Origin of the sequence: Citrobacter sp. Cpo090, assembly GCF_030332665.1 — a bacterium.
GTDB classification, from domain to species: domain Bacteria; phylum Pseudomonadota; class Gammaproteobacteria; order Enterobacterales; family Enterobacteriaceae; genus Citrobacter; species Citrobacter portucalensis.
The window spans coordinates 42,202-64,609 of the sequence record NZ_JAOWHK010000028.1 but is presented as its reverse complement, the minus strand read 5'-3'; the positions used below and the strand labels follow the sequence as shown (position 1 = coordinate 64,609).

The following is a 22,408-nucleotide window of genomic DNA, read 5'->3' as shown; positions in this document are numbered from 1 at the left end:
TGAACGCTTGAATGTAAAACCATGCAAATTTAACCAATTATTAACTATTTTATTTCCATGAATTCACAATAATGGACATGGATCACATTCATAAAACTTATGATTCATTCCCTCTTCCATTCATTGTTAACTTCACGCCGTGACATATCCTGCCCCCTACGAAAGGTACAACTATGAAATTCAAACTCGCATTACTCAGTGCAACCCTGGTTTCTGCATGCATGTTGTCCGGCACGTCTTTTGCGGCGGAAAAATATGAAATTGCTGTGGTTGCCAAAGTCACCGGGATCCCATGGTTTAACCGGATGGAAACCGGCGTAAATGAAGCAGCAAAAAAACTGGATGTGAATGCTTACCAGACCGGGCCTTCAACGCCGGACCCGGCGCAGCAGGTGAAAGTGATTGAGGATCTGATCGCCAAAAACGTTAATGCGATCATCGTGGTGCCGAATGATGCCAAGGTCCTTGAGCCGGTACTGAAAAAAGCGCGCGATAAAGGCATCGTGGTGCTGACGCACGAATCCCCGGATGAGCAAATTGGCCAGTGGGATATCGAAACCATCGACAGTGAAAAATACGCCCAGGCCAACGTCGATGAGTTAGCGAAAAATATGGGCGGCAAAGGCGGGTATGCCATCTATGTTGGTTCGCTGACGGTCCCACTGCATAACGCGTGGGCGGATTATGCAATTAAGTACCAGAAAGAAAAATATCCGGAAATGTTCGAAGTCACTTCACGCCTGCCGGTCGCGGAAAGCATCGATAAATCCTACGCCACAACGCTGGATCTGATGAAAACCTACCCGCAGATGAAGGGCATTATCGGCTTCGGCTCACTGGGTCCAATCGGTGCAGGTCAGGCTGTGCAGAAAAAACGCGCCAAAGATAAGATCGCCGTCGTCGGGATCGCCATGCCAGCTCAAGCTGCGCCTTATCTGATGCGCGGTGATATCAAAAAAGCGCTGCTGTGGGATCCAAAAGATGCGGGCTACGCGCTGGTAACAGTTGCCGATCAGCTGTTGCAGGGCAAAGAAGTGAACGCCGATCTGAGTATCGATGGTTTAGGGAAAGCCGATATCGACACGGAGAAGAAAGTGATCCGCTTTAACAAGATCCTCGAAGTCACCAAAGACAACGCACAATCACTTGGTTTCTAAGGCTTTAGCCAACACCAGGGAACCTTAACGCCGACCGTCTGGTCGGCGCTATCAACCAAACTAACACTCAGCGTCCCCCCGGACGCGCGCAGGGGTATTGTCCATGGCAGACACCACCGCATTTATCACTCTTGAGAATATCAGCAAACAATTCCCGGGCGTGCTGGCGCTGGATAACGTGAATCTGACGCTAAGAAAAGGCGAAGTTCACTGTCTGGCGGGTCAAAACGGCTGTGGTAAAAGTACCATTATTAAAGTGATCTCCGGGGTTTATCACCCGGAAAAAGGCGCGCAAATTTTACTCGACGGAAAACTGTTCCATCACCTGACGCCGCAGCTCTCTTCCCATTATGGCATTCAGGTTATTTATCAGGACCTGTCGTTGTTCCCCAATTTTAGCGTCGCAGAAAATATCGCGGTCAACCGCTATCTGCCCGGTGGCGATATCTGGGTGCGTCGTGGCGCCATGAAACAGCAGGCGCTGGCAGCCATGAAACGTATCGGGGTAAATATCGATCCCGATAAAAAAGTTGAAAAACTCTCAATTGCTGATCGACAGCTGGTCGCCATTTGCCGGGCGATAGCCGCCGACGCGCGTCTGGTGATTATGGACGAGCCCACCGCCTCGCTAACCCGCCAGGAGGTTAATGGCCTGCTGCGGGTAGTTAATGAACTGAAAGCGGCCGGAATTTGCGTCGTGTTTGTCAGCCATCGTCTGGATGAGGTAATGGAAGTGGCGGACCGCATCAGCGTAATGCGCGACGGCAAACTGGTGGGCACATACCCTGCCAGCGAACTCGACAGCCACGAGCTGGCCTTCCTGATGACTGGGCAACGCTTCCACTACAGCCCACTGCCGGAAAGGCCCGCTATTGAGCAAGAGCCTCTGCTTGAGCTGCGCAACCTCAGCCGCAGAGGTAAATACCAGAACATTAATCTGTCGCTGCACGGCGGCGAGATTGTCTCCATTGTCGGACTGCTGGGGGCCGGACGCACTGAGCTTTGTCTGAGCCTGTTTGGCATGACGCACCCGGAAAGCGGCGAGATTCGCATTAACGGCCAGCCGGTTACTCTGCGCAATAACCATGACGCCATCAAACACGGGATCGGCTATGTCTCAGAAGATCGCCTGACGCAGGGGCTGATCATGGAACAGTCGATCTACGACAACACCATCGTCACGGTGTTTGATCAACTGCACACCGGTAGCGGCCTGCTCGATCATCGTAAAGCGCAAAAGCTGGTCGCCGATTTAATCTGCGAACTAAATATCAAAGTGTCCGATCCGCACCTGCCGGTCAAAACCCTTTCCGGTGGTAATGCCCAGCGTATCGCCATTGCCAAATGGGTGGCGACCAATCCCCGCATCCTGATCCTCGACTCGCCTACCGTCGGCGTGGATATCGCCAACAAAGAGGGCATTTACCAGATAGCCCGCGATTTGGCGGAACAGGGTATGGCGGTGCTGATGATTTGCGATGAAATCCCGGAAGCGTATTACAACAGCCACCGCGTGCTGGTAATGCGTCGCGGCAGGCTGGTGGCGGAATTTAATCCTCATCAATGCCGTGAAGAGGAGATTGCTGAAGTGGTCGAGGTAATCAATGAGTAAGATGCATCTCTCCCGTTTAATCGGGCAACATGAGTTCTGGCTGGGCCTGCTGGTTGTAGCCCTTGCCGTTGGGCTGAGCATCAGCACCGACGAGTTCTTGTCTTTGGGGAACCTGACGGATGTGGCCACCAGCTACGCGATTCTCGGCATCCTGGCCTGTGGGCTGTTTGTGGTGCTAATTTCCGGCGGGATCGACATCTCATTTCCGGCGATGACTGCCATTGCCCAGTATGCAATGGCCAGTTGGGTTATCGGCCACGGTGGCAACTTCGCGCTGGCGTTAATTATCGCCATTGCGGTGGGTCTGCTGCTTGGGCTGATTAATGGCTTCCTGGTCTACTGGCTGCGCGTTCCGGCAATCATCATTACCATCGCCACGCTGAACGTCTACTACGGCCTGCTGGTTTACACCACTAAAGGCACCTGGTTGTACGGCTTCCCGGACTGGTTTATGAACGGCATTAACTGGTTCTCGTTCACCGCAGCGGATGGCTACGACTACGGTTTGACCCTGCCCCTGCTGTGCCTGGCGGCGGTGATCATCTTTACCGCCGTGCTGATGAACTATACCCGTCTTGGTCGTCAGGTTTACGCCATGGGCGGCAACCGCGACGCGGCCTCGCGCCTGGGGCTGAATCTGCTGAAGCTGCATTTCTACGTCTATGGCTACATGGGTATTCTGGCTGGCGTTGCCGCCGTGGTTCAGGCGCAAATCACCCAGTCAGTTGCGCCCAATTCGCTGCTCGGCTTTGAGCTGACGGTGCTGGCGGCGGTAGTACTCGGCGGAACCAGCATGAGCGGCGGGCGCGGTACATTGACCGGGACCCTGCTCGGCGTGGTTCTGCTGGCCTTCTTACAAAATGGTCTGACGCTGCTCAGCGTCTCCTCTTACTGGCACACCGTGTTCAGCGGCGCCATTATCCTGGTCAGCATCAGCGCCACGGCCTGGAACGAAAAACGCAAACTGGCAAGGGAGCTTTGAGATGAAAACAATCGCCAGATTTTTACCCGGTGATGCCATCATTCGTCTGCAATGCGTGATTATTGTGGTCGTCGCCCTGGTTTTCTCGGCCCTGCTCGGCAGTCGTTTCTTCAGCGTCGCTAACTTCCAGTCGATTGGCTCACAGCTGCCAATCCTCGGCATGCTGGCCCTCGGGATGGGCATGACCATGCTGACCGGCGGCATTAACCTGTCGATTATTGCCGGGGCGAACGCCTGCTCGCTGGTGATGGCGGCGATTATCGTCACCCATCCGGATAACCCGCTGTTTCTGGTACTGGCGCTGCTGGCAGGCGCTGCCGTGGCGGTGGCCATCGGCACGCTCAACGGCGCGCTGATTGCCTGGGTCGGGGTCTCGCCTATTCTCGCCACGCTCGGCACGATGACGCTTATCTCCGGGCTGAATATTCTGCTTTCCAACGGGACGGTGATTTCCGGTTTCCCGACAGCCATTCAGTACCTTGGTAACGCCACGATTGCCGGTATTCCGGTGGCGCTGCTGCTCTTTTTCCTGGTGGCAATCCTGCTGTGGGTACTGCTGGAACACACCACGCTTGGGCGCAGCCTGTATCTCGTTGGTTCCAATGAACAGGCTACCCGCTACAGCGGCGTGAATACCGTACGGGTACAAATTTCGGTGTACGTGATTTCGGCCCTGCTCGGCTGGGTCGCCGCCATTTTGATGATGGCGAAATTCAACTCGGCTAAAGCCGGATACGGTGAGTCCTACCTGCTGGTCACCATCCTTGCCTCCGTCCTCGGCGGTATCAACCCGGATGGCGGCTTCGGGCGCATTATCGGCCTGGTGCTGGCACTGATTGTGCTGCAAATGCTGGAAAGCGGCCTTAACTTGCTGGGGGTCAGCAGCTATCTGACGATGGCGCTGTGGGGCGCGGTGCTGATCCTCTTTATCGCATTACAGAATCGTAAAGCCTGATTTCAGGAGAAAAAATTATGGCAAGTTACTTTATTGGTGTGGATGTCGGAACCGGAAGCGCCCGTGCTGGCGTGTTTGATCTCAACGGCAGAATGGTCGGTCAGGCCAGTCGGGCCATCGAGATTTACCGCCCGCAGGCCGATTTTGTTGAGCAGTCTTCCGATAACATCTGGCAGGCAGTGTGTAACGCGGTTCGCGATGCGATTAACCAGTCGGATATCAACCCTATCCAGGTGAAAGGTCTGGGCTTTGACGCGACCTGTTCACTGGTGGTGCTGGACAAAGAAGGTAAACCGCTGACCATCAGCCCGTCCGGGCGCAGCGAACAGAACATCATTGTGTGGATGGATCACCGCGCCATTACCCAGGCCGAACGCATCAACGCTCTGCATCATCGGGTGCTGGACTACGTTGGCGGTATTATCTCCCCGGAAATGCAGACGCCAAAACTGCTGTGGCTGAAGCAACATATGCCCAACACCTGGGCCAATGCGGGCTACTACTTTGACCTGCCCGATTTCCTGACCTGGCGCGCAACGGGCGATGACACGCGCTCATTGTGTTCGACGGTGTGTAAATGGACCTATATGGGCCATGAAGACAAATGGGATGCCAGCTATTTCCGCCAGATTGGGCTGGAAGATTTGCTGGAGCATGATGCTGCCAAAATTGGTCGCTACGTGAAAACCATGGGGGAACCGCTCGGTCACGGGCTGTCTGCGCGCGCCGCCAGCGAAATGGGGCTGATTCCGGGGACCGCGGTCAGCGTCTCGATCATCGATGCCCACGCCGGTACCCTCGGCACGCTCGGGGCAAGCGGTGTTTCCGGCGAGGTGGCGGATTTTGACCGTCGTATCGCGCTGATTGGCGGCACCTCCACCGGACACATGGCGATTTCCAAAGAGCCGCGTTTTATCGGCGGCGTCTGGGGTCCTTACTACTCAGCCGTGCTGCCGGAATATTGGCTTAACGAAGGTGGACAGTCGGCAACCGGGGCGTTAATCGACCACGTTATTCAGTCGCATCCTTGCTACGAAACCCTGCTGACGCAGGCTAAATCTCAGGGGCAAACCATTTACGAAGTGCTGAATGCGCTGTTGCGTAAAATGGCCGGTGAGCCGGAAGATATCGCATTTTTAACCCGCGATATGCACATCCTGCCCTATTTCCACGGCAACCGCTCGCCGCGAGCTAACCCAACGCTCACGGGCGCAATCACCGGACTGAAGCTGTCACGTACGCCGGAAGATATGGCGCTACAGTACCTTGCGACCATCCAGGCCATTGCGCTGGGAACCCGCCATATCATTGAAACGATGAATCAAAGCGGCTACACCATCGATACGATAATGGCCAGCGGCGGCGGGACGAAAAACCCGATCTTCGTTCAGGAACATGCCAACGCCACCGGCTGCGCCATGCTGCTGCCTGAAGAGAGCGAAGCCATGCTGCTGGGTGGCGCCATGATGGGAACTATCGCCGCGGGCGTATTCGAAACCTTCCCGGAAGCGATGTCGGCGATGAGCCGGATTGGGAAAACGGTCACCCCGCAGACTAATCGCATTAAGCAGTACTACGATCGCAAATATCGGGTATTCCACGAGATGTATCAGGATCATATGAAATATCGCCAGTTGATGCAGGAGGACGCATGAGCAACTCCTGGTCTCAGGCTACCGGCGTATTTCAGCTCTATAGCGATGCCCTGGCGGGTCTGGGGCAGCATCTGACTGAACCTCTCTGGCAGTCGCTGATGGCGGAGCTGCGCGGCTGTCAGGGGAAAATCGTTGTCACCGGCGTCGGTACCTCCGGCATTGCGGCGCGTAAAGTGGCGCATATGCTTGCGTGCGTTGAACGTCCGGCGATCTACCTCAACGCGACGGACGCGGCACATGGCGATCTCGGTTTTTTACGTGCCGACGACCTGGTGATTATGCTGTCGCGTGGGGGCAATTCGGATGAACTCACTCGGTTGCTGCCCGGACTGGCTGCGCGAAATGTGTCGATTCTGAGCGTGACTGAAAACGCCGATTCAGCCATTGCTAAAGCGTCGAGGCTGGTGATTTCCACTGGCGTCCAGCGTGAGGCCGACCCGCTGAATATGTTGGCCACCACATCTATTTTACTGGTGCTGGCTATCTTTGACGCCGCCTGCGCCTGCCTGATGAGCGAAAGCGGTTACTCGAAGGAGACGCTGTTGTCTGTGCATCCAGGCGGTGATGTGGGATTAACGCTGAGCCGTGGTAAGTAACGCCAGACAGCGCTCTTTTTACCCCCCCCCTATTTGCAAGTGTAATGGCGGTCAGTTAAACATGTAGGGAGAACGTTTTACTCTGAATAAGTTTCCGTTCACCTTATGTGCATCGCTTCTCTGATATCGCTATACCCGTGAACGTGCAAGGGAGGCTCACCGCCGCCTCCCTTGCATCCCAGGCTCCCGGCGGGAAAATCGTCGCTGCGCGAGCTATTCGTCTTATTCCGCCTGCCTGTCGGGTCGGGGCCGAGCCTGCATCCATGCAGGCCGTCCCCTCTGCCCGCATCCCTGCGGGCAGTCCCGGTCAGCCGTCAACGCCTCATCGATTTTCAGCCGGGCCGGGGTCATCGCTTCAACGCTCTGACTTTCAGTTAAATCTGTTTTGCTGTTTTAACAAAAAACGCAGAAGGTGGGGTGTGAGCTGGTCCGGCTGAAAATTGCCGACTTGTTTCCGTAAGGCCGGGAGAGCCAGCATGGATGCTGGCTCAGGGCGCGCTTTACAGGGACGTTACATCGCGCCCGGCCCTGTAGCCAGGAGGAATAAGCGGAGGGAACCGCGGAGCGGCAATTTTCCCGCCGGGAGCCGGGATTGTTAAGGGTGCGGCGATAGCACCCTTAACACGTTCACTGCCGTTCAGTGTACAGAGAAGCGATGAACATAAGGTGAACGGAACCTTTTCTCGGAGAAAACATATTCATTATGCTCCGCCAACATATGTTGATACAGGAGCATTAACAGTACGTCATTGCGCAATCTGCCGATTTTTTTATATCTAACCAAAAGATAAAACAGTGAAAAAGCGGATTAACGCGCTGCGTTCCACTACCGCTATCTGTTCCGCACGTTAAAAATTCTGTGACGCTCCCCTGCATTCCTGGTGGAAAGCATTCCATTCTCAAAATCTATGAGCAAACTTTAGCTATTCTTATCAAACATACTCACGGGAGATCCTACAGATGATGTCAACGCTTGCCCCACCATCTGTACTTTCCGCTCCCCAGCGCCGTTGCCAGGTGCTGCTGACGCTTTTCCTGCCAGGGCAAATCACGACTGCGCAAACTTTCAGCAGTCTTAATGGCGTGGATGATGCCACGGTTCAGGAAGATATTATTGGCGCAGGGCTCGAAATCCAGCGCTATCACCGACTCGCGATAGCCACCGCGCAGAATGGTGGCTATACGATCGAAGGAACCCCACTAAATCAACGTCTGTGTCTGTTGCAATGGCTGCGCCGTGGTCTGCGGATTTGCCCTGCCTTTATCGCCCAGCAGTTTACCCCGGCGTTAAAAGCGGAACTTAAACAACGGGGTATCGCACGTACGCTGTATGACGACACCAACCTACATGCGCTCATTAATCTGTGTTCCCGGCGCTTGCAGAAGCCGTTTGAGTGCCGTGACATCCAGTTCCTGCGCCTGTATTTACAGTATTGCCTGCTACAGCACCACGCGGGGATCACCCCGGAATTTAACCCACTCCAGCAACGCTGGGCGCAATCCTGTGCGGAATATCCGCTTGCCGAGGAAATTGGCCGTCACTGGCAGCGCCACGTCATGCAAAGTGCGCCGCCAGGCGAATCACTGTTTATGGCGTTGCTGTTCTCAATGCTCCGCATCCCCGACCCGATTCGCGATAATCACCAGCAGGATCGCCGCCTGCGTCTTGCTATTGCGCGGCTGGTGCTGCGTTTTCGCGAGTATGGCAACGTGCGCTTCAGCGATGAGCAAGGGCTGAATGACCAGCTGTATATCCACCTGGCTCAGGCACTGAACCGCAGCGTGTTTGCCATCGGCATTGATAACACGCTGCCGGAGGAGTTCAGCCGACTTTACCCCCGGCTGGTTCGTACTACCCGCGAGGCGATTCACGGCTTTGAAGCGGAATACGATGTACAGTTTTCAGAAGAAGAGATTGGGCTGGTGGCCGTAATTTTCGGTGCCTGGCTGATGCAGGAGAAGGATTTGCACGAAAAGCAGATCATCCTGCTGACCGGTAGTAACGAACAACTTGAAGTGCATATAGAGCAACAGCTGCGCGAACTGACGCTGCTGCCGCTCAACGTAAAACATATGCCGATGCAGGACTTTCAAAAAGAGGGGGCTCCGCGCGGTGTAACGCTGATTATTACGCCGTACACCACGCCGCTACCGCTGTTTTCACCCCCGTTGATTCATGCGGATCTGGCGCTTACGCCGCATCAGCAGCAGCAGATCCGCAAAATCCTCGAATCATAACGTTGCAGGCTGCGCCACCACCTTCGGACGCAGAACGATTGCCGGGAGCGCCACCAGCGCCATCACCCAAAACACGCCGCTGCCCAGATTCTGGTACAGATAGCCGGCGAATACGGTCATGATGGCGATACTGCCGCCCATCGCCACCGCGGAATACACCGCCTGCAAACGAATAACTTCACTCCCCTGGCGTGCCGCGATATAACGCATTGCCGCCAGGTGGCAGACGGTAAAGGTTCCGCAATGGAGAATTTGCACCACGATCAGCCACGGCAGCTCGGTGCTCCAGCCCATCAATCCCCAACGCGCCACCCCGCAAACGGCGGAAAGCAGCAGCAGATCGCGGGCGCTGAAGCGACGGAACAGCTTGTGGCTAAGCGCGAAAATAATCACCTCCGCCACCACGCCTAATGACCATAAATAGCCCACCGCAGAAGCGGAATATCCGGCAGACTGCCAATAGATGGCGCTGAAACCGTAATACGCAGCATGCGCACCCTGTAGCAGACTCACGCAGGCAAGAAAACGCCAGCTCTGGGTTATCAGCGCTCGCCAGGCGGGCCATCCAGCGCTCTCTTGCTGACGGTTTTCACCCGCTGGCTGCACGCTCGGGCGAATCATCATGCCCAGCAACATCGAGGCGACGCCAAGCGATAGCAGGACCAGGATCACCCGATAGTCAAACAGGCTCACCAGCTTGCCGGTTAACGCAGAGCCGATCACAAAAGCCACGGATCCCCACAGTCGCACCCGACCGTAATCCATGGTGATTTGTTTCTGCCAGGTGTTGGCCAGCGCGTCGGTCAGCGGTACCAGCGGTGAGAAAAACAGGTTAAAGCCGACCATCACCACCATCAGCCACGCCACGTTGGTTCCTGCCCAGAAGGCCAGCGCAAACACCAGCGTCAACAGAGCCAGAATACGTAACGCTGAGATCAGCCGAGAGGGATCGCTCACACGCGGCGCAATCAGCAAACTACCGAGAAAACGGGCAATCAGCCCCGCCCCCAGCAGTAAACCGATGGTTTCCGGCGTCAGCCCCAGCCCTTCGAGCCAGACGCTCCAGAAAGGCAGAAAGATACCGTAGCTAAAGAAGTAGGTGAAATAACCGAGCGCCAGCCAGCGCGTGGAATGCAAAGCCATGGGTCCTCCCGTTTTGGAAGCCCTAGTCTAATGACTCAAACCACATTCTGAAGAGTACTACCGTTCACATTTACGAGATAATTGTGACAAACATCACCTTTAATCAACACAGCTTGCCATATGCATCCGCAATCGTTTATATCTGTATGATTTTTAAGCAGAAAATATAATGGGATGAAAAACAGTAATACAATGAAGGGAATGGGTTTTAGAAAATAACACTCAACTGAATATCAAAACATTTAATATCATCACAAGTATATACTTGTGCAGCCAACATTCGTGCTTACAATACTTCGTTCTCTCAATAATTTAATGTTATTTAACAACACAACAGATAATTCTTTTATTATTAATAAATATAATCTGAAAATTTCACTCCGTAATATGACTACCAGCGTATATCGAATACCATTACCCCGTAATTAAATTTAATCTGCGTATTTTCAAAAATTTAATTACCGATACTATTATCAGATAAGAGGGAATTTAATGAACAAAATCACAAAATCTATAACAGCTAGTCTGCTAATACTTTCTGCGGGAAGCGCATGGGCGACGGACGGTACCATTGAATTTACGGGTGAAATTCTAACCAACACCTGTGAATTCGCCAATGGTGATGTCATCAACGTGGAACTGGGCCATTACGCCGCTAACCAGTTTAAGGAAGTCGGTGATCGTTCCCCGGCAATTCCGGTTGATATTCCGTTAAAAAACTGCCCGACCACTCCGTGGGAGCACGTTGATGGCACTACGGACAACTCGTTCCAACTATGGCTGGAAACGCGCGCTGGCGGTACCGTGGTTGGCTTCGACAATCTGGTCGCCCCTACCAGCCTGGATACCGCCGCAACCGGCGTGGGTATTCGTATCGACAGAGCCAGCGACGGCAAGCAAATGTCGCTGAATAAGCTCACCGGACCAAAAATCAGCTTCACACCTGAAGCAGACGGCACGGCGACGGTAGGGCTGCAAGCTTACTATGTGTCTACCGTCACCTCTCCACAGATCACACCAGGGGAAGCCAACGCCAGCGTTGACGTCACCATCGACTACCGCTAATCCCCACACGCCGTCTCTTTTCTCCCCACAAGGATGAAAAGGGACGCTTTCTGATACTGGTTAAGAGTGACTGTGATGAAAAAACACACTATTCTCGTATTATCGATGCTGCTGGGCGGCTGGGTTAGTCAGTGCCTGGCTGGCGGGATTGTGCTGGAGAGAACTCGCGTCATCTACGATGCTGGGAAAAAAGAAGCCGCACTGCCGGTGGCAAACCGCAGCGAGAATCTGCCTTATTTATTGCAGTCGTGGGTCGACAATGCACAGGGAACTGAGCGCGGCTCTTTCATTATTACGCCGCCACTTTTCCGCCTCGATGCCAACAGCGATTCATCATTGCGAATAATAAAATCACCTAAAAATATCATTAATGATAAAGAGTCACTATTTTTTATTAACGTTCGCGCCATTCCGGCCAAAAAACAATCAGACGACACAAATAATAATATGCTGACACTGGTATTTAAAACGCGAATAAAACTATTCTATCGCCCTACGAATTTAGTCGGCAAGCCCTACGATGCTTATAAATCTCTCGAATATAAATATAGCAATAATGAGTTAGATATATATAACCCATCGGCTTATCACATCGTATTTGCCGGTCTGGCGTTAGGGAAAACCGATCTCACTAATAAAATCGACTATATCGCTCCCGGCGAGCATAAGCGGCTTGCGGTCCCCGCTGCCGCAGGGAAAACGGTGCAGTGGGCTGCCATCAACGACTACGGCGGCGCCACTAAGACGGAAATCCGGACACTACAATAAGCTGCGCCTCACGAAAAATAATAGCTCTCAGGGAATGACAAGCAAAATGGTGCAAAGAACGCCGCATTTATCAGCCGTGAAGCCGCTCGCCTTCTGGCTGCACTGTGTAATCATCAACGGATGTCTGGCCTCCGGCCATGTCTGGGCCGGTGATTTCTACTTTGATCCTGCCCTGTTGGAAACGGAGAAGAGCGGTCAGCAGGCGGTAGATCTGGCGGTGTTTTCGCAAAATAACGCCCAACTTCCAGGCGAGTATATTGTTGATGTGTATATAAACAACAAGAAAACCGTCCAGCGTAAGCTTCCGTTCATTGCCGGTAAAAACCGACAACTGATCCCTCAGTTCACCCTCGGGCAACTTCGTGAACTGGGCTTTAAAATCGACAACTATCCGCAACTGGAGGAGCAGGACAACGCCACGATAATTGCCAATCTGGCGCAAGTGATTCCCGGCAGCGTCTCGCAATTTGATATCAACCATAGTCGACTGAATCTCAGCGTGCCGCAGATTGCCCTTTACCGTGACGCCCGCGGCTATGTTGATCCCGCGCGCTGGGACAACGGGACGCCGGTTCTGTTCACCAACTACAACTTTAGCGGTTCACAAAACCAGTACGACAACGATAACAACCAGCGGCAGTATTTGAATATGCAGAATGGCGCCAATATAGGTCCATGGCGGCTACGTAACTATTCCACTTGGACGCATAACAATAACGACGCCCACTGGGATAGCATTAATAGCTGGCTGCAACGAGATATCAAAAGTCTGAAATCCCAGTTAGTGATAGGACAAAGCGCGACAGAAGGCTCAGTGTTCTCCAGCTATCAGTTTACCGGCGCACGAATCTACTCCGATGAAACCATGCTGCCCAACAGCCAGCGCGGTTTTGCGCCGACCATTCGCGGCATTGCGAACTCCAGCGCTATCGTCACGGTACGGCAAAACGGTTACACCCTGTATCAAAGCAGCGTTCCGGCGGGAGCTTTTGAAATCGACGATCTCTACCCTTCTGCGTTCAGCGGTGACTTAGACGTTACTATCGAAGAAGCCGACGGCAGCATACGCCATTTCGTCCAACCATTCTCCGCACTGCCGCAGATGCAAAGACCAGGGTATTTAAAATACAGCATCACCGCCGGACGGTTTCGCGCCGCCAGTTCGCAGGATAGCAACGAGCCTGAGTTCCTTGAAAGCACCGCCAGCTATGGCCTGAACAACGCGTTCACGCTATACGGTGGTCTGAACGTCTCGCAGGATTACCGGGGCCTGGCGCTAGGAATCGGCTCTACGCTCGGTGTACTGGGGGCAGTGTCGATGGACGTCAGCCGCGCGGACGCCCGGCTTGATAACAATGAAAACTATCGCGGCTACAGCTGGCGCACCCAGTACATCAAAGATCTACCAGAAAGCGGCACCAGCGTGTCACTAAGCTACTACCGCTACACCAACAGCGGTTATTTCAACTTCTCCGATGCCAACCAGAAGGATATCAATGCCGGTGACCGCCTGCGCAATGAAGCTCAGTTCACCGTCAACCAGTCGCTATTTGCCGACATCAGCTTCTACGCCTCCGGCTCGCAGCAGGAGTACTGGGATCGCGGGCGACAGGATAAAAACCTGTCCATCGGTCTGAACGGTAATTTGTGGGGCGTGAGCTATAACCTCAGCGGCCAGTTTACCGATTCGCAGGACAGAGACAATGACCGTACGCTTTCGCTCAGCCTGAGCGTACCGTTGGATCGCTGGCTGTCACATGCACAGGCAACATGGCGTACCACCGTTCAGCGAGATCGCGCAACTCAGCACGAAGTGGGCATCAACGGTTCGCTGTTGGAGGACCGTCGGCTGACCTATAACCTGAAGCAACGGCAGAACGAAGGTGGTGGTGAAGATAGCAGCAGCCTGTACGGCAGCTATCGTTCTGCCTATGGCACCATGAGTGCCGGCTACGACTATAGCAGCGATAGCCGTCAGATGAGCTACGGCCTCTCTGGCGGTATTGTCGCCCATAGCCACGGCGTGACCCTGTCGCAGTCGCTGGGTAATGCCTTTGCGCTAATTGACGCCAACGGCGCGGCAGGTATCCGGGTGAAAAACTACCCCGGCATTGCCACCGACTATTTTGGCTATGCCGTGATCCCCTATCTGACTGCGTATCAGGAAAACGCCATCTCTCTTGATACCACTATGATGCCGGATAACGTCGACGTCACCGAAACGGTGCGCACCGTGGTGCCTAATCGCGGTGCTGCCGTAACGGCGCACTTTATTGCTCAGACCGGCTACCGCGTGCTGCTAAAACTCGTCGATGCACGAGGAAAAGCGCTGCCCTTCGGCGCAGTAGCCAGCAGCCAGACGCAACAAAGCATCGTCGATGAAGGCGGTGTGCTGTATATCACTGGCGTGAACAATCAACCACAGAACTGGGCCGTGCGCTGGGGTAATCAGCCTGATCAACAGTGCCATTTCACCTTCAGTCTGCCGGATAATGCCGATCGCAGCGCCGCAATACAAAACGGGAACGCACTATGTCAATAAAGAATCCGTGGATAAAAAATGGAATTGCCACCGCGCTGCTGGCGCTATCTATCGCCCCGGTTTACGCAGCGACCGGGACCTGCTCCGCAACGGGCAGCTTTAACGCCAATGTAACCAGCGACTGGACGCAAGCACAGAATGTCGCGGGAATCTCGCTGGATCTGCCGACGCCGCTCTCAGGTAATGCTTATCAAATAGATTGCAACTGTGACGCGGGTGGCAAAGTGGCATTGTTCTATACGGTCACCAGCACGTTATCTGGAAACGATAAACTCAGCGAGTTTTACCATCTGAATGATAATCTGGATATTAAAGTCGAAGTTGATGATATTCCCGGTGCTACGGCCATCACACCGCAGAACGCTAAGCCCATCAAGGAAAGTGGCTCTTACAGCACCAGCAGCAGCAAAGGCAGCGTGTGTACCGCCGATCCGGCGGAGACCCGCGCTGCACCGGTGACGATTGGCGCAAGTACTCGTTTTACGCTGTACGTCACCAAACCCTTCTTAGGTGAATTGGTGATTCCGAACACGCTAGTCGCCTCAGTACAGGCCGGATGGAGCAATTCGTCCAGCACCCCGCCAATAAGCAGCATGGAAGAAATCGCCGAGTTGCGCATCCAGGGAAGCATCACCGTGCCTCAGAGCTGTAAAATAAACCAAGGGGACGTGATTCAGGTCGATCTTGGTTTTATCAACGCCAGCCGTTTCACTACCAAAAACCAAATGCCGGACGGCTATACGCCGGTCAGTTTTGACATTCAGTATGACTGCGGCGATACCTCAAGTATTAAAAATGACATGGAAATGAGGATTGATGGCGATGATGTGATTGATCAGTACACATTAGTCGCCCGCCGTCGGGAAGCCGATAACACCCCGGACATCGGCGTGAGAATGGCTCGTATCAACGGTGTCAACATCAGTATTCCGTTCACAAGTGGGTTTATCGGTATCGATGCTTCCGGTCGGGGTACCATCAACCTGGAGGCTTGGCCGATTAATCTGCTCGGCGGCACGCCAGCCCCCGGTAAAATTAGCGGTACTGCGACCATCACCGTTTTAGTGAAATAACAGCTCATATCATCGGTTGGTGCTGAACCAGTTCGATAAAATGTTGCAGGGCGGGCTTCAGCTTGCCTTTTTTCCACGCCATCAACAGCGCAATGGTCGGAACATCGCCAACAATAGGACGGAAAACAACCTGCCCGGTATTAAAATTATTCATATAACCGGGTATCAAAGTCACCCCCAGCCCCATACCGACCAGGTTCATGGTCACCAGAATGTTGGTTGCCACCTGCACAATGTTGGGCTGGCTTTTTTGCTGCTGAAACCAGTTTTTGACAATCATCGCTAACGCGCCGGAGTAGGCCGGATCGGTGCTGACAAAATTCACGCCGTGTAGTTGTTCTGCGGAGATTACTTGCTCATTAGCTAACGGATGGTTCACCGGTAAAACCACTACTAACGGTTCATGAATCAGCTCCAGATAATCGAGATCCGGGCTGTACACCGGGTGGCGCATTAAGCCCACATCCAGCTCTCCGCAGAGGATCTTCTCTTCCTGCTCGGTGGTGATCAGACTCACCAGCTCAATGTGTGTATCAGGCTGTTTTAAACGAAACAGAGGCAGCACCTTCGGTAGCAGATTCACCTCTGCGGAAGGGACAAAACCGATGGCGAAATGATTATCTTCCTGCACCGTTTTACGGGCACGAACTTTGGCGTTTTCCGCCTGTTCGAGGATCGCCAGTGCATCTTGTAAAAAGCACTCTCCCGCCGCCGTCAGCGCAACTTTTCGTTTATCCCGCACCAGCAACGGAACGCCCACGCACGTTTCCAGATCGCGGATCTGGCTGCTTAACGACGGCTGAGAGGTATGCAGCTTTTCTGCCGCTCGGGTGAAATTCAGCGCCTGCGCCACCGCTACGAAATAGCGTAAGTGCCTCAGTTCCATGCCCTTCTCCTTGTTATCGAAAAAATGTATCAACTGGTAGAAATTTACTATTTCACAGATTGATAACTAACCAGCAACATCCTTAGTGTACAAAAAAAGAAGGTCAATACATCTTAGCTTTCAGGATTAAAAAATATGACCACACCCTCAAATTTAGACATCTACCAACTGATCGACACGCAAAACGGTCGCGTAACCCCACGAATTTATACCGACCCTGAAATTTACCAACTGGAACTGGAACGCATCTTCGGACGCTGCTGGTTATTTCTCGCCCACGAAAGCCAAATCCCCAAACCCGGTGATTTTTTTAACACCTACATGGGCGAAGATGCGGTTGTGGTGGTTCGCCAGAAGGACGGCAGCATCAAAGCGTTTCTCAACCAGTGTCGCCACCGCGCAATGCGCGTCAGCTACGCCGACTGCGGAAACACACGCGCCTTCACCTGCCCGTATCACGGCTGGTCGTACGGTATTAACGGCGAGCTGATCGACGTCCCGCTGGAACCGCGCGCCTACCCGCAAGGACTGTGCAAATCGCACTGGGGGCTGAACGAAGTTCCTGGCGTCGAGAGCTACAAGGGACTGATTTTCGGTAACTGGGATACCTCCGCGCCTGCGCTGCGCGATTATCTCGGTGACATCGCCTGGTATCTCGACGGCGTACTCGATCGTCGTGAAGGCGGCACCGAAATCGTCGGTGGCGTACAGAAGTGGACCATCGATTGTAACTGGAAATTCCCCGCCGAACAGTTTGCCAGCGATCAGTATCACGCGCTGTTCAGCCATGCCTCGGCCGTACAGGTGCTGGGGGCAAAAGACGACGGCAGCGACAAGCGCCTGGGCGACGGGCAAACCGCCCGCCCGGTGTGGGAAACCGCCAAAGATGCGCTGCAGTTCGGGCAGGACGGGCACGGCAGCGGATTTTTCTTTACCGAGAATCCCGATGCCAACGTCTGGGTCGACGGTGAAGTCTCCAGCTACTACCGCGATACCTACGCGGAAGCCGAGCAGCGTCTGGGTAAGGTTCGCGCCCTGCGTCTGGCCGGTCACAACAACATTTTCCCAACGCTTTCCTGGCTCAACGGTACTGCCACCTTAAGGGTCTGGCATCCGCGCGGGCCGGATCAGGTTGAAGTATGGGCATTCTGTATTACCGATAAAGCCGCCTCTGATGAAGTGAAAGCCGCGTTTGAAAACAGCGCCACGCGGGCTTTTGGCCCCGCCGGATTCCTGGAGCAGGACGACTCGGAAAACTGGTGTGAAATTCAAAAACTGCTGAAGGGTCATCGCGCACGCAACACCAAATTGTGTCTGGAAATGGGGCTGGGCCAGGAGAAACGTCGTGAAGACGGCATTCCGGGGATCACCAACTACATCTTTTCGGAAACCGCCGCGCGCGGCATGTATCAGCGCTGGGCCGATTTACTCAGCAGCGAAAGCTGGCAGGAAGTACAGGAAAAAACCGCCGCTTACCAGCAGGAGGTGATGAAATGAGCACCTTAGTTTCTCAGGAACTACACCACCGTATTACGCAGTTTCTCTACCATGAAGCCAGCCTGCTGGATGACTGGAGGTTTCGCGACTGGCTGGCTCAGCTGGATGAAGACATTCGCTACACCATGCGTACGACGGTCAATGCCCAGACGCGCGACCGTCGCAAAGGCGTGCAGCCGCCGACCACCTGGATTTTCAACGACAACAAAGACCAGCTCGAACGCCGTATCGCACGGCTGGAAACCGGCATGGCCTGGGCGGAAGAGCCGCCGTCGCGTACCCGGCACCTGATCAGCAACTGCCAGGTCAGTGAAACTGGAGTTCCCGACGTCTTTGCCGTGCGCCTTAATTATCTGCTGTATCGCGCGCAAAAAGAGCGCGATGAAACCTTTTACGTCGGCATGCGCATAGACAAAGTGCGCCGTTTGCCGGGCGATGAGTGGCGCTTACTGGAGCGTGAGATCGTGCTGGATCAAGCGGTGATCACCTCCCATAACCTGAGTGTACTGTTCTGATGAGTCGTGTTTATGCCTGCCCTGTAGGGGATTTGCCGGAGGGTGAAGCGCTCCGGCTTGATACCTCGCCCGTCATCGCACTGTTCAACGTTGGCGGCGAGTTCTATGCCATTAACGATCGCTGTAGCCACGGTAACGCCTCGATGTCGGAAGGCTATCTGGAAGACGACGCTACGGTGGAATGCCCGCTGCATGCCGCCAGCTTCTGCCTGAAAACCGGCAAGGCGTTGTGCTTACCCGCCACCGATCCGCTAACCACTTACGCAGTATATGTAGACGGTAGCGATGTGTTTGTTGATATTCCAGAGGACGCAAGATGAGCGATTTACGCAATAACGTGGTCTTTATCACCGGCGGCGGCTCCGGTCTTGGTCTGGCACTGGTCGAGCGTTTCATCGAAGAAGGTGCGCGGGTCGCCACGCTGGAACTGTCGCCAGCTAAAGTTGCCAGCCTGCGTCAGCGCTTTGGCGAACATGTACTGGCAATCGAAGGCAACGTCACCTGCTACGCCGACTATCAGCGCGCGGTAGATCAAATCCTGACGCATTACGGTACGCTGGACTGTTTTATCGGAAATGCGGGGATATGGGATCACAACGCCTCGTTGGTCAATACGCCTGCGGATGCGCTGGAGAGCGGCTTTCATGAGCTGTTTAACGTCAACGTGCTGGGCTATCTGCTGGGCGCGAAAGCCTGTGCCCCTGCACTTATCGCCAGCGAAGGCAGCATCATCTTTACCCTGTCCAATGCGTCGTGGTATCCCGGCGGCGGCGGCCCGCTGTATACCGCCAGCAAACATGCGGCTACCGGGCTGATTCGCCAGCTGGCATACGAGCTGGCACCAAAGGTTCGTGTTAACGGTGTCGGTCCGTGCGGTATGGCGACAGATCTACGCGGCCCGCAGGCGCTGGGACAAAACGATACATCGATTATGCAGTCGCTGACGCCGGAAAAAATCGCCGCTATTTTGCCACTACAATTTTTCCCGGAGCCTGCGGATTTTACCGGCCCGTATGTGATGCTGGCGTCAAAACGCAACAACCGCACATTAAGTGGCGTAATGATCAATGCCGACGCCGGTCTGGGTATTCGCGGTATTCGTCACGTTGCCGCCGGACTGGATCTCTGAGGAGGCGTTATGATCCAAAAAACTATCGCTATCGTCGGCGGCGGCCAGGCTGCGGCTATGGCTGCCGCTGCACTTCGCCAACAAGGATTTGACGGCGAATTACACCTGTTTTCCGATGAGCAGCATCTGCCCTATGAACGCCCACCGCTCTCCAAAGCGATGCTGCTGGACGACAATCCGCAACTTCAGTCGATACTCCCCGCTGACTGGTGGCGGGAACACAACGTACAGCTGCATCTGGGCGTCACGCTGCGTCACATTGACCGCACAACTCACACGCTGATGCTCGCCGATGGCCAGACCTACCGCTGGTCGCAGTTGCTGCTGGCAACGGGCGCTGCGGCACGCCCCCTTCCGCTGTTGGATAAGCTGGGGGATCGTTGCTTCACCCTGCGCCACGCGGGCGATGCCGAGCGCCTGCGCGACATTTTTTTACCGGGCAAGTCGATTGTCATTGTCGGTGCGGGCACCATTGGTCTGGAACTGGCGGCCAGCGCGACTCAACGCGGCTGTCAGGTGACGGTGGTGGAGCTGGCGCCAACGGTCATGGGCCGCAACGCGCCTGCTCCGGTGCGCGACTACCTGCTAGCCCGCCACCAACTTGCGGGCGTGCGGGTACTGCTTAACAGCGCTATTGAGCATGCCGAAGCGGGAGAGTGTCTCTCGCTCACCCTGCAAAACGGCGAAACTCTCACCGCTGATGCGGTGATCTATGGTATCGGTATCGTGGCGAACGATATGCTGGCCCGTGAAGCGGGGCTGGAGACAGCGAACGGCATTATTGTTGACAGCGCCTGCACCACCTCCGATCCCGCGATTTTCGCCGCCGGTGATGTAGCGATAACGCACCTGGCTGACGGTTCGTTAGTACGCGTGGAAAGCTGGGAAAACGCCAATTTTCAGGCACAGACTGCTGCCGCAGCAATGCTCAACCTGCCGTTGCCCCAAAAGACGCTTGGTTGGTTCTGGACCGACCAATATCGCGATAATTTGCAGTTTATTGGCGAAATGCAGGGAGACAGCTGGCTCGTACGCGGCAATTCAGATGCGCAGAAAGCAATATGGTTTAACTTACAGGACGGCGTGATTGTCGGGGCAGTAACGTTGAATCAGGGCCGAGAAATACGTTTATTGAGAAAATGGATCCAGGCAAAGAAAAAGCCGCCAGTGGCGGCTTTAATCGATGAAACAATCTTGCTTAAGTCAATATAACTACCGGATGGCACTTCGTTTATTCGGCCTACACATGAGTGACCTGTAGGCCGGATAAGGTGTTTACGCCACCATCCGGCAATCCGTATTACTTACGCGTAAACCGGGAAACGTGCGCAGATATCCAGCACTTTACCTTTGACGCGCTCGATAACGGCTTCGTCATTGATGTTGTCCAGAACGTCACACATCCAGCCAGCCAGCTCTTTCACTTCCGCTTCTTTAAAGCCACGGCGAGTCACAGCCGGAGAACCGATACGGATACCGGAAGTCACAAACGGGCTCTTCGGATCGTTCGGTACGCTGTTTTTGTTAACGGTGATGTTAGCACGGCCCAGCGCGGCGTCAGCTTCTTTACCGGTCAGGTTTTTATCAACCAGATCCAGCAGGAACAGGTGGTTTTCAGTACCGCCAGAAACCACTTTGTAGCCACGATTCAGGAACACTTCCACCATCGCTTTGGCGTTTTTGGCAACCTGCTGCTGGTAAACCTTGAACTCAGGCTCCATTGCTTCTTTCAGCGCCACAGCTTTCGCCGCGATCACGTGCATCAGCGGGCCGCCCTGCGCGCTTGGGAACACTGCGGAGTTCAGTTTTTTATACAGCTCTTCGTCACCGCCTTTCGCCAGGATCAGGCCACCGCGTGGACCTGCCAGGGTTTTGTGGGTGGTGGTGGTTACAACGTGTGCGTGTGGAACCGGGTTCGGATAAACGCCTGCGGCAATCAGACCCGCAACGTGCGCCATATCGACGAACAGGTATGCGCCGATGCTGTCGGCGATTTCGCGCATTTTTGCCCAGTCAACAACGCCGGAGTAAGCAGAGAAACCACCGATGATCATCTTCGGTTTGTGCTCTTTGGCCTGCTTCGCCATGTCTTCGTAGTCAATTTTGCCGGACTCATCAATACCGTAAGGGATGATGTTGTACAGTTTGCCGGAGAAGTTAACCGGGGAGCCGTGAGTCAGGTGGCCGCCTTGTGCCAGGTTCATACCCAGAACGGTATCGCCCGGTTGCAGCAAAGCGGTGTAAACAGCGAAGTTAGCCTGAGAACCAGAGTGCGGCTGTACGTTAGCGTAGTCAGCGCCAAACAGCTCTTTTGCACGATCGATAGCCAGTTGCTCAACGATATCAACGTACTCGCAACCGCCGTAGTAGCGCTTGCCCGGATAACCTTCAGCGTATTTGTTGGTCAGCTGAGAACCCTGCGCCTGCATAACACGCGGGCTGGTGTAGTTTTCGGAGGCGATCAGTTCGATGTGCTCTTCCTGACGTACTTTTTCCTGCTCCATAGCCTGCCACAGTTCGGCATCATAATCGGCAATGTTCATTTCACGCTTTAACATCCGCATCTCCTGACTCAGCTAACAATAGAATTTCGGC

Annotated in this window: 19 protein-coding genes; 16 read left to right on the top strand and 3 right to left on the bottom strand. The window is 54.3% G+C overall.

Annotated elements, in window-relative coordinates:
- Positions 1–173: 173 nt before the first annotated feature.
- The 7 genes from OGY83_RS11950 to csiE all read left to right on the top strand — a co-directional run bounded on the left by OGY83_RS11950 (position 174) and on the right by csiE (position 9,195).
- Positions 174–1,157, top strand: a complete 984-nt coding sequence (locus OGY83_RS11950) for an autoinducer 2 ABC transporter substrate-binding protein (protein ID WP_003037665.1) — start codon at positions 174–176, stop codon at positions 1,155–1,157.
- A gap of 103 nt (positions 1,158–1,260) precedes the next feature.
- Positions 1,261–2,769: a sugar ABC transporter ATP-binding protein gene (locus tag OGY83_RS11945; protein WP_286635941.1), complete on the top strand. Its 1,509-nt coding sequence runs from the start codon at positions 1,261–1,263 to the stop codon at positions 2,767–2,769.
- Positions 2,762–3,751 carry an ABC transporter permease gene (locus tag OGY83_RS11940; RefSeq protein ID WP_079939498.1) on the top strand — a complete coding sequence of 330 codons (990 nt, stop codon included), beginning with the start codon at positions 2,762–2,764 and terminating at the stop codon, positions 3,749–3,751. Before OGY83_RS11945 ends, OGY83_RS11940 begins: the two co-directional genes overlap by 8 nt.
- Position 3,752: 1 nt before the next feature.
- On the top strand, positions 3,753–4,706 hold the full coding sequence (locus OGY83_RS11935) for an ABC transporter permease (RefSeq protein WP_003037658.1): 954 nt from the start codon (positions 3,753–3,755) through the stop codon (positions 4,704–4,706).
- Positions 4,707–4,723: 17 nt separating this feature from the next.
- Positions 4,724–6,361, top strand: a complete 1,638-nt coding sequence (locus OGY83_RS11930; protein ID WP_079939497.1) for an FGGY-family carbohydrate kinase — start codon at positions 4,724–4,726, stop codon at positions 6,359–6,361.
- Entirely contained in the window at positions 6,358–6,957 is a 600-nt protein-coding gene (locus OGY83_RS11925; RefSeq protein WP_191234883.1) for a KpsF/GutQ family sugar-phosphate isomerase, read from the top strand. The genes OGY83_RS11930 and OGY83_RS11925 overlap by 4 nt, the downstream gene beginning before the upstream one ends.
- A 960-nt stretch (positions 6,958–7,917) precedes the next feature.
- Positions 7,918–9,195 carry a stationary phase inducible protein CsiE gene (gene csiE / locus OGY83_RS11920; protein ID WP_286635940.1) on the top strand — a complete coding sequence of 426 codons (1,278 nt, stop codon included), beginning with the start codon at positions 7,918–7,920 and terminating at the stop codon, positions 9,193–9,195.
- Here the strand turns inward: csiE and OGY83_RS11915 are convergent.
- Entirely contained in the window at positions 9,190–10,338 is a 1,149-nt protein-coding gene (locus OGY83_RS11915; RefSeq protein ID WP_079939493.1) for a 3-phenylpropionate MFS transporter, read from the bottom strand. The two genes, csiE and OGY83_RS11915, sit on opposite strands and share 6 nt — an antisense overlap.
- Before the next feature lie 492 nt (positions 10,339–10,830).
- Here OGY83_RS11915 and OGY83_RS11910 point away from each other — a divergent pair, with 492 nt between their 5' ends.
- The 4 genes from OGY83_RS11910 (at position 10,831) to OGY83_RS11895 (ending at position 15,786) form a co-directional block, all read left to right on the top strand.
- Positions 10,831–11,403: a fimbrial protein gene (locus OGY83_RS11910; RefSeq protein ID WP_079939492.1), complete on the top strand. Its 573-nt coding sequence runs from the start codon at positions 10,831–10,833 to the stop codon at positions 11,401–11,403.
- Positions 11,404–11,478: 75 nt separating this feature from the next.
- Complete coding sequence (locus OGY83_RS11905) at positions 11,479–12,171, top strand: fimbrial biogenesis chaperone (protein WP_286635939.1); 693 nt, start codon at positions 11,479–11,481, stop codon at positions 12,169–12,171.
- 46 nt (positions 12,172–12,217) lie between these two features.
- Positions 12,218–14,713 carry a fimbria/pilus outer membrane usher protein gene (locus OGY83_RS11900; protein WP_079939490.1) on the top strand — a complete coding sequence of 832 codons (2,496 nt, stop codon included), beginning with the start codon at positions 12,218–12,220 and terminating at the stop codon, positions 14,711–14,713.
- Complete coding sequence (locus tag OGY83_RS11895) at positions 14,704–15,786, top strand: fimbrial protein (RefSeq protein WP_079939489.1); 1,083 nt, start codon at positions 14,704–14,706, stop codon at positions 15,784–15,786. The genes OGY83_RS11900 and OGY83_RS11895 overlap by 10 nt, the downstream gene beginning before the upstream one ends.
- A 4-nt stretch (positions 15,787–15,790) precedes the next feature.
- On the opposite strand, the gene hcaR is transcribed toward OGY83_RS11895, so the two are convergent.
- Positions 15,791–16,672, bottom strand: a complete 882-nt coding sequence (gene hcaR / locus OGY83_RS11890) for a DNA-binding transcriptional regulator HcaR (RefSeq protein WP_079939488.1) — start codon at positions 16,670–16,672, stop codon at positions 15,791–15,793.
- A gap of 135 nt (positions 16,673–16,807) precedes the next feature.
- On the opposite strand from hcaR, the gene hcaE reads away from it, so the two are divergent.
- The 5 genes from hcaE to hcaD are packed head-to-tail and all read left to right on the top strand — an operon-like array spanning position 16,808 to position 21,025.
- Positions 16,808–18,169 carry a 3-phenylpropionate/cinnamic acid dioxygenase subunit alpha gene (gene hcaE / locus OGY83_RS11885; RefSeq protein WP_032944240.1) on the top strand — a complete coding sequence of 454 codons (1,362 nt, stop codon included), beginning with the start codon at positions 16,808–16,810 and terminating at the stop codon, positions 18,167–18,169.
- The gene (gene hcaF, locus OGY83_RS11880; RefSeq protein WP_286635938.1) at positions 18,166–18,684 is read left to right on the top strand and encodes a 3-phenylpropionate/cinnamic acid dioxygenase subunit beta; all 519 of its coding nucleotides are present in this window, start codon (positions 18,166–18,168) and stop codon (positions 18,682–18,684) included. Before hcaE ends, hcaF begins: the two co-directional genes overlap by 4 nt.
- Positions 18,684–19,004, top strand: a complete 321-nt coding sequence (gene hcaC, locus OGY83_RS11875) for a 3-phenylpropionate/cinnamic acid dioxygenase ferredoxin subunit (protein WP_003037633.1) — start codon at positions 18,684–18,686, stop codon at positions 19,002–19,004. Before hcaF ends, hcaC begins: the two co-directional genes overlap by 1 nt.
- Positions 19,001–19,813 (top strand): 3-phenylpropionate-dihydrodiol/cinnamic acid-dihydrodiol dehydrogenase, encoded by an 813-nt coding sequence (gene hcaB / locus OGY83_RS11870; RefSeq protein ID WP_286635937.1) that lies wholly within the window; start codon positions 19,001–19,003, stop codon positions 19,811–19,813. The genes hcaC and hcaB overlap by 4 nt, the downstream gene beginning before the upstream one ends.
- A gap of 9 nt (positions 19,814–19,822) precedes the next feature.
- Entirely contained in the window at positions 19,823–21,025 is a 1,203-nt protein-coding gene (gene hcaD / locus OGY83_RS11865; RefSeq protein WP_286635936.1) for a phenylpropionate dioxygenase ferredoxin reductase subunit, read from the top strand.
- A 92-nt stretch (positions 21,026–21,117) separates the two neighbouring features.
- Here hcaD and glyA read toward each other — a convergent pair whose 3' ends face one another.
- Positions 21,118–22,371 carry a serine hydroxymethyltransferase gene (gene glyA, locus OGY83_RS11860; protein WP_003835277.1) on the bottom strand — a complete coding sequence of 418 codons (1,254 nt, stop codon included), beginning with the start codon at positions 22,369–22,371 and terminating at the stop codon, positions 21,118–21,120.
- Between the last annotated feature and the right edge of the window lie 37 nt (positions 22,372–22,408).

Coding starts and splice junctions, on each gene's coding strand:
- hcaB (WP_286635937.1), top strand. CDS start 19,001: ATGAGCGATTTACGCAATAACGTGGTCTTTATCACCGGCGGCGGCTCC.
- OGY83_RS11925 (WP_191234883.1), top strand. CDS start 6,358: ATGAGCAACTCCTGGTCTCAGGCTACCGGCGTATTTCAGCTCTATAGC.
- hcaC (WP_003037633.1), top strand. CDS start 18,684: ATGAGTCGTGTTTATGCCTGCCCTGTAGGGGATTTGCCGGAGGGTGAA.
- OGY83_RS11895 (WP_079939489.1), top strand. CDS start 14,704: ATGTCAATAAAGAATCCGTGGATAAAAAATGGAATTGCCACCGCGCTG.
- OGY83_RS11915 (WP_079939493.1), bottom strand. CDS start 10,338: ATGGCTTTGCATTCCACGCGCTGGCTGGCGCTCGGTTATTTCACCTAC.
- OGY83_RS11945 (WP_286635941.1), top strand. CDS start 1,261: ATGGCAGACACCACCGCATTTATCACTCTTGAGAATATCAGCAAACAA.
- OGY83_RS11935 (WP_003037658.1), top strand. CDS start 3,753: ATGAAAACAATCGCCAGATTTTTACCCGGTGATGCCATCATTCGTCTG.
- hcaD (WP_286635936.1), top strand. CDS start 19,823: ATGATCCAAAAAACTATCGCTATCGTCGGCGGCGGCCAGGCTGCGGCT.
- OGY83_RS11950 (WP_003037665.1), top strand. CDS start 174: ATGAAATTCAAACTCGCATTACTCAGTGCAACCCTGGTTTCTGCATGC.
- OGY83_RS11905 (WP_286635939.1), top strand. CDS start 11,479: ATGAAAAAACACACTATTCTCGTATTATCGATGCTGCTGGGCGGCTGG.
- hcaR (WP_079939488.1), bottom strand. CDS start 16,672: ATGGAACTGAGGCACTTACGCTATTTCGTAGCGGTGGCGCAGGCGCTG.
- OGY83_RS11930 (WP_079939497.1), top strand. CDS start 4,724: ATGGCAAGTTACTTTATTGGTGTGGATGTCGGAACCGGAAGCGCCCGT.
- hcaE (WP_032944240.1), top strand. CDS start 16,808: ATGACCACACCCTCAAATTTAGACATCTACCAACTGATCGACACGCAA.
- glyA (WP_003835277.1), bottom strand. CDS start 22,371: ATGTTAAAGCGTGAAATGAACATTGCCGATTATGATGCCGAACTGTGG.
- OGY83_RS11910 (WP_079939492.1), top strand. CDS start 10,831: ATGAACAAAATCACAAAATCTATAACAGCTAGTCTGCTAATACTTTCT.
- hcaF (WP_286635938.1), top strand. CDS start 18,166: ATGAGCACCTTAGTTTCTCAGGAACTACACCACCGTATTACGCAGTTT.
- csiE (WP_286635940.1), top strand. CDS start 7,918: ATGATGTCAACGCTTGCCCCACCATCTGTACTTTCCGCTCCCCAGCGC.
- OGY83_RS11940 (WP_079939498.1), top strand. CDS start 2,762: ATGAGTAAGATGCATCTCTCCCGTTTAATCGGGCAACATGAGTTCTGG.
- OGY83_RS11900 (WP_079939490.1), top strand. CDS start 12,218: ATGGTGCAAAGAACGCCGCATTTATCAGCCGTGAAGCCGCTCGCCTTC.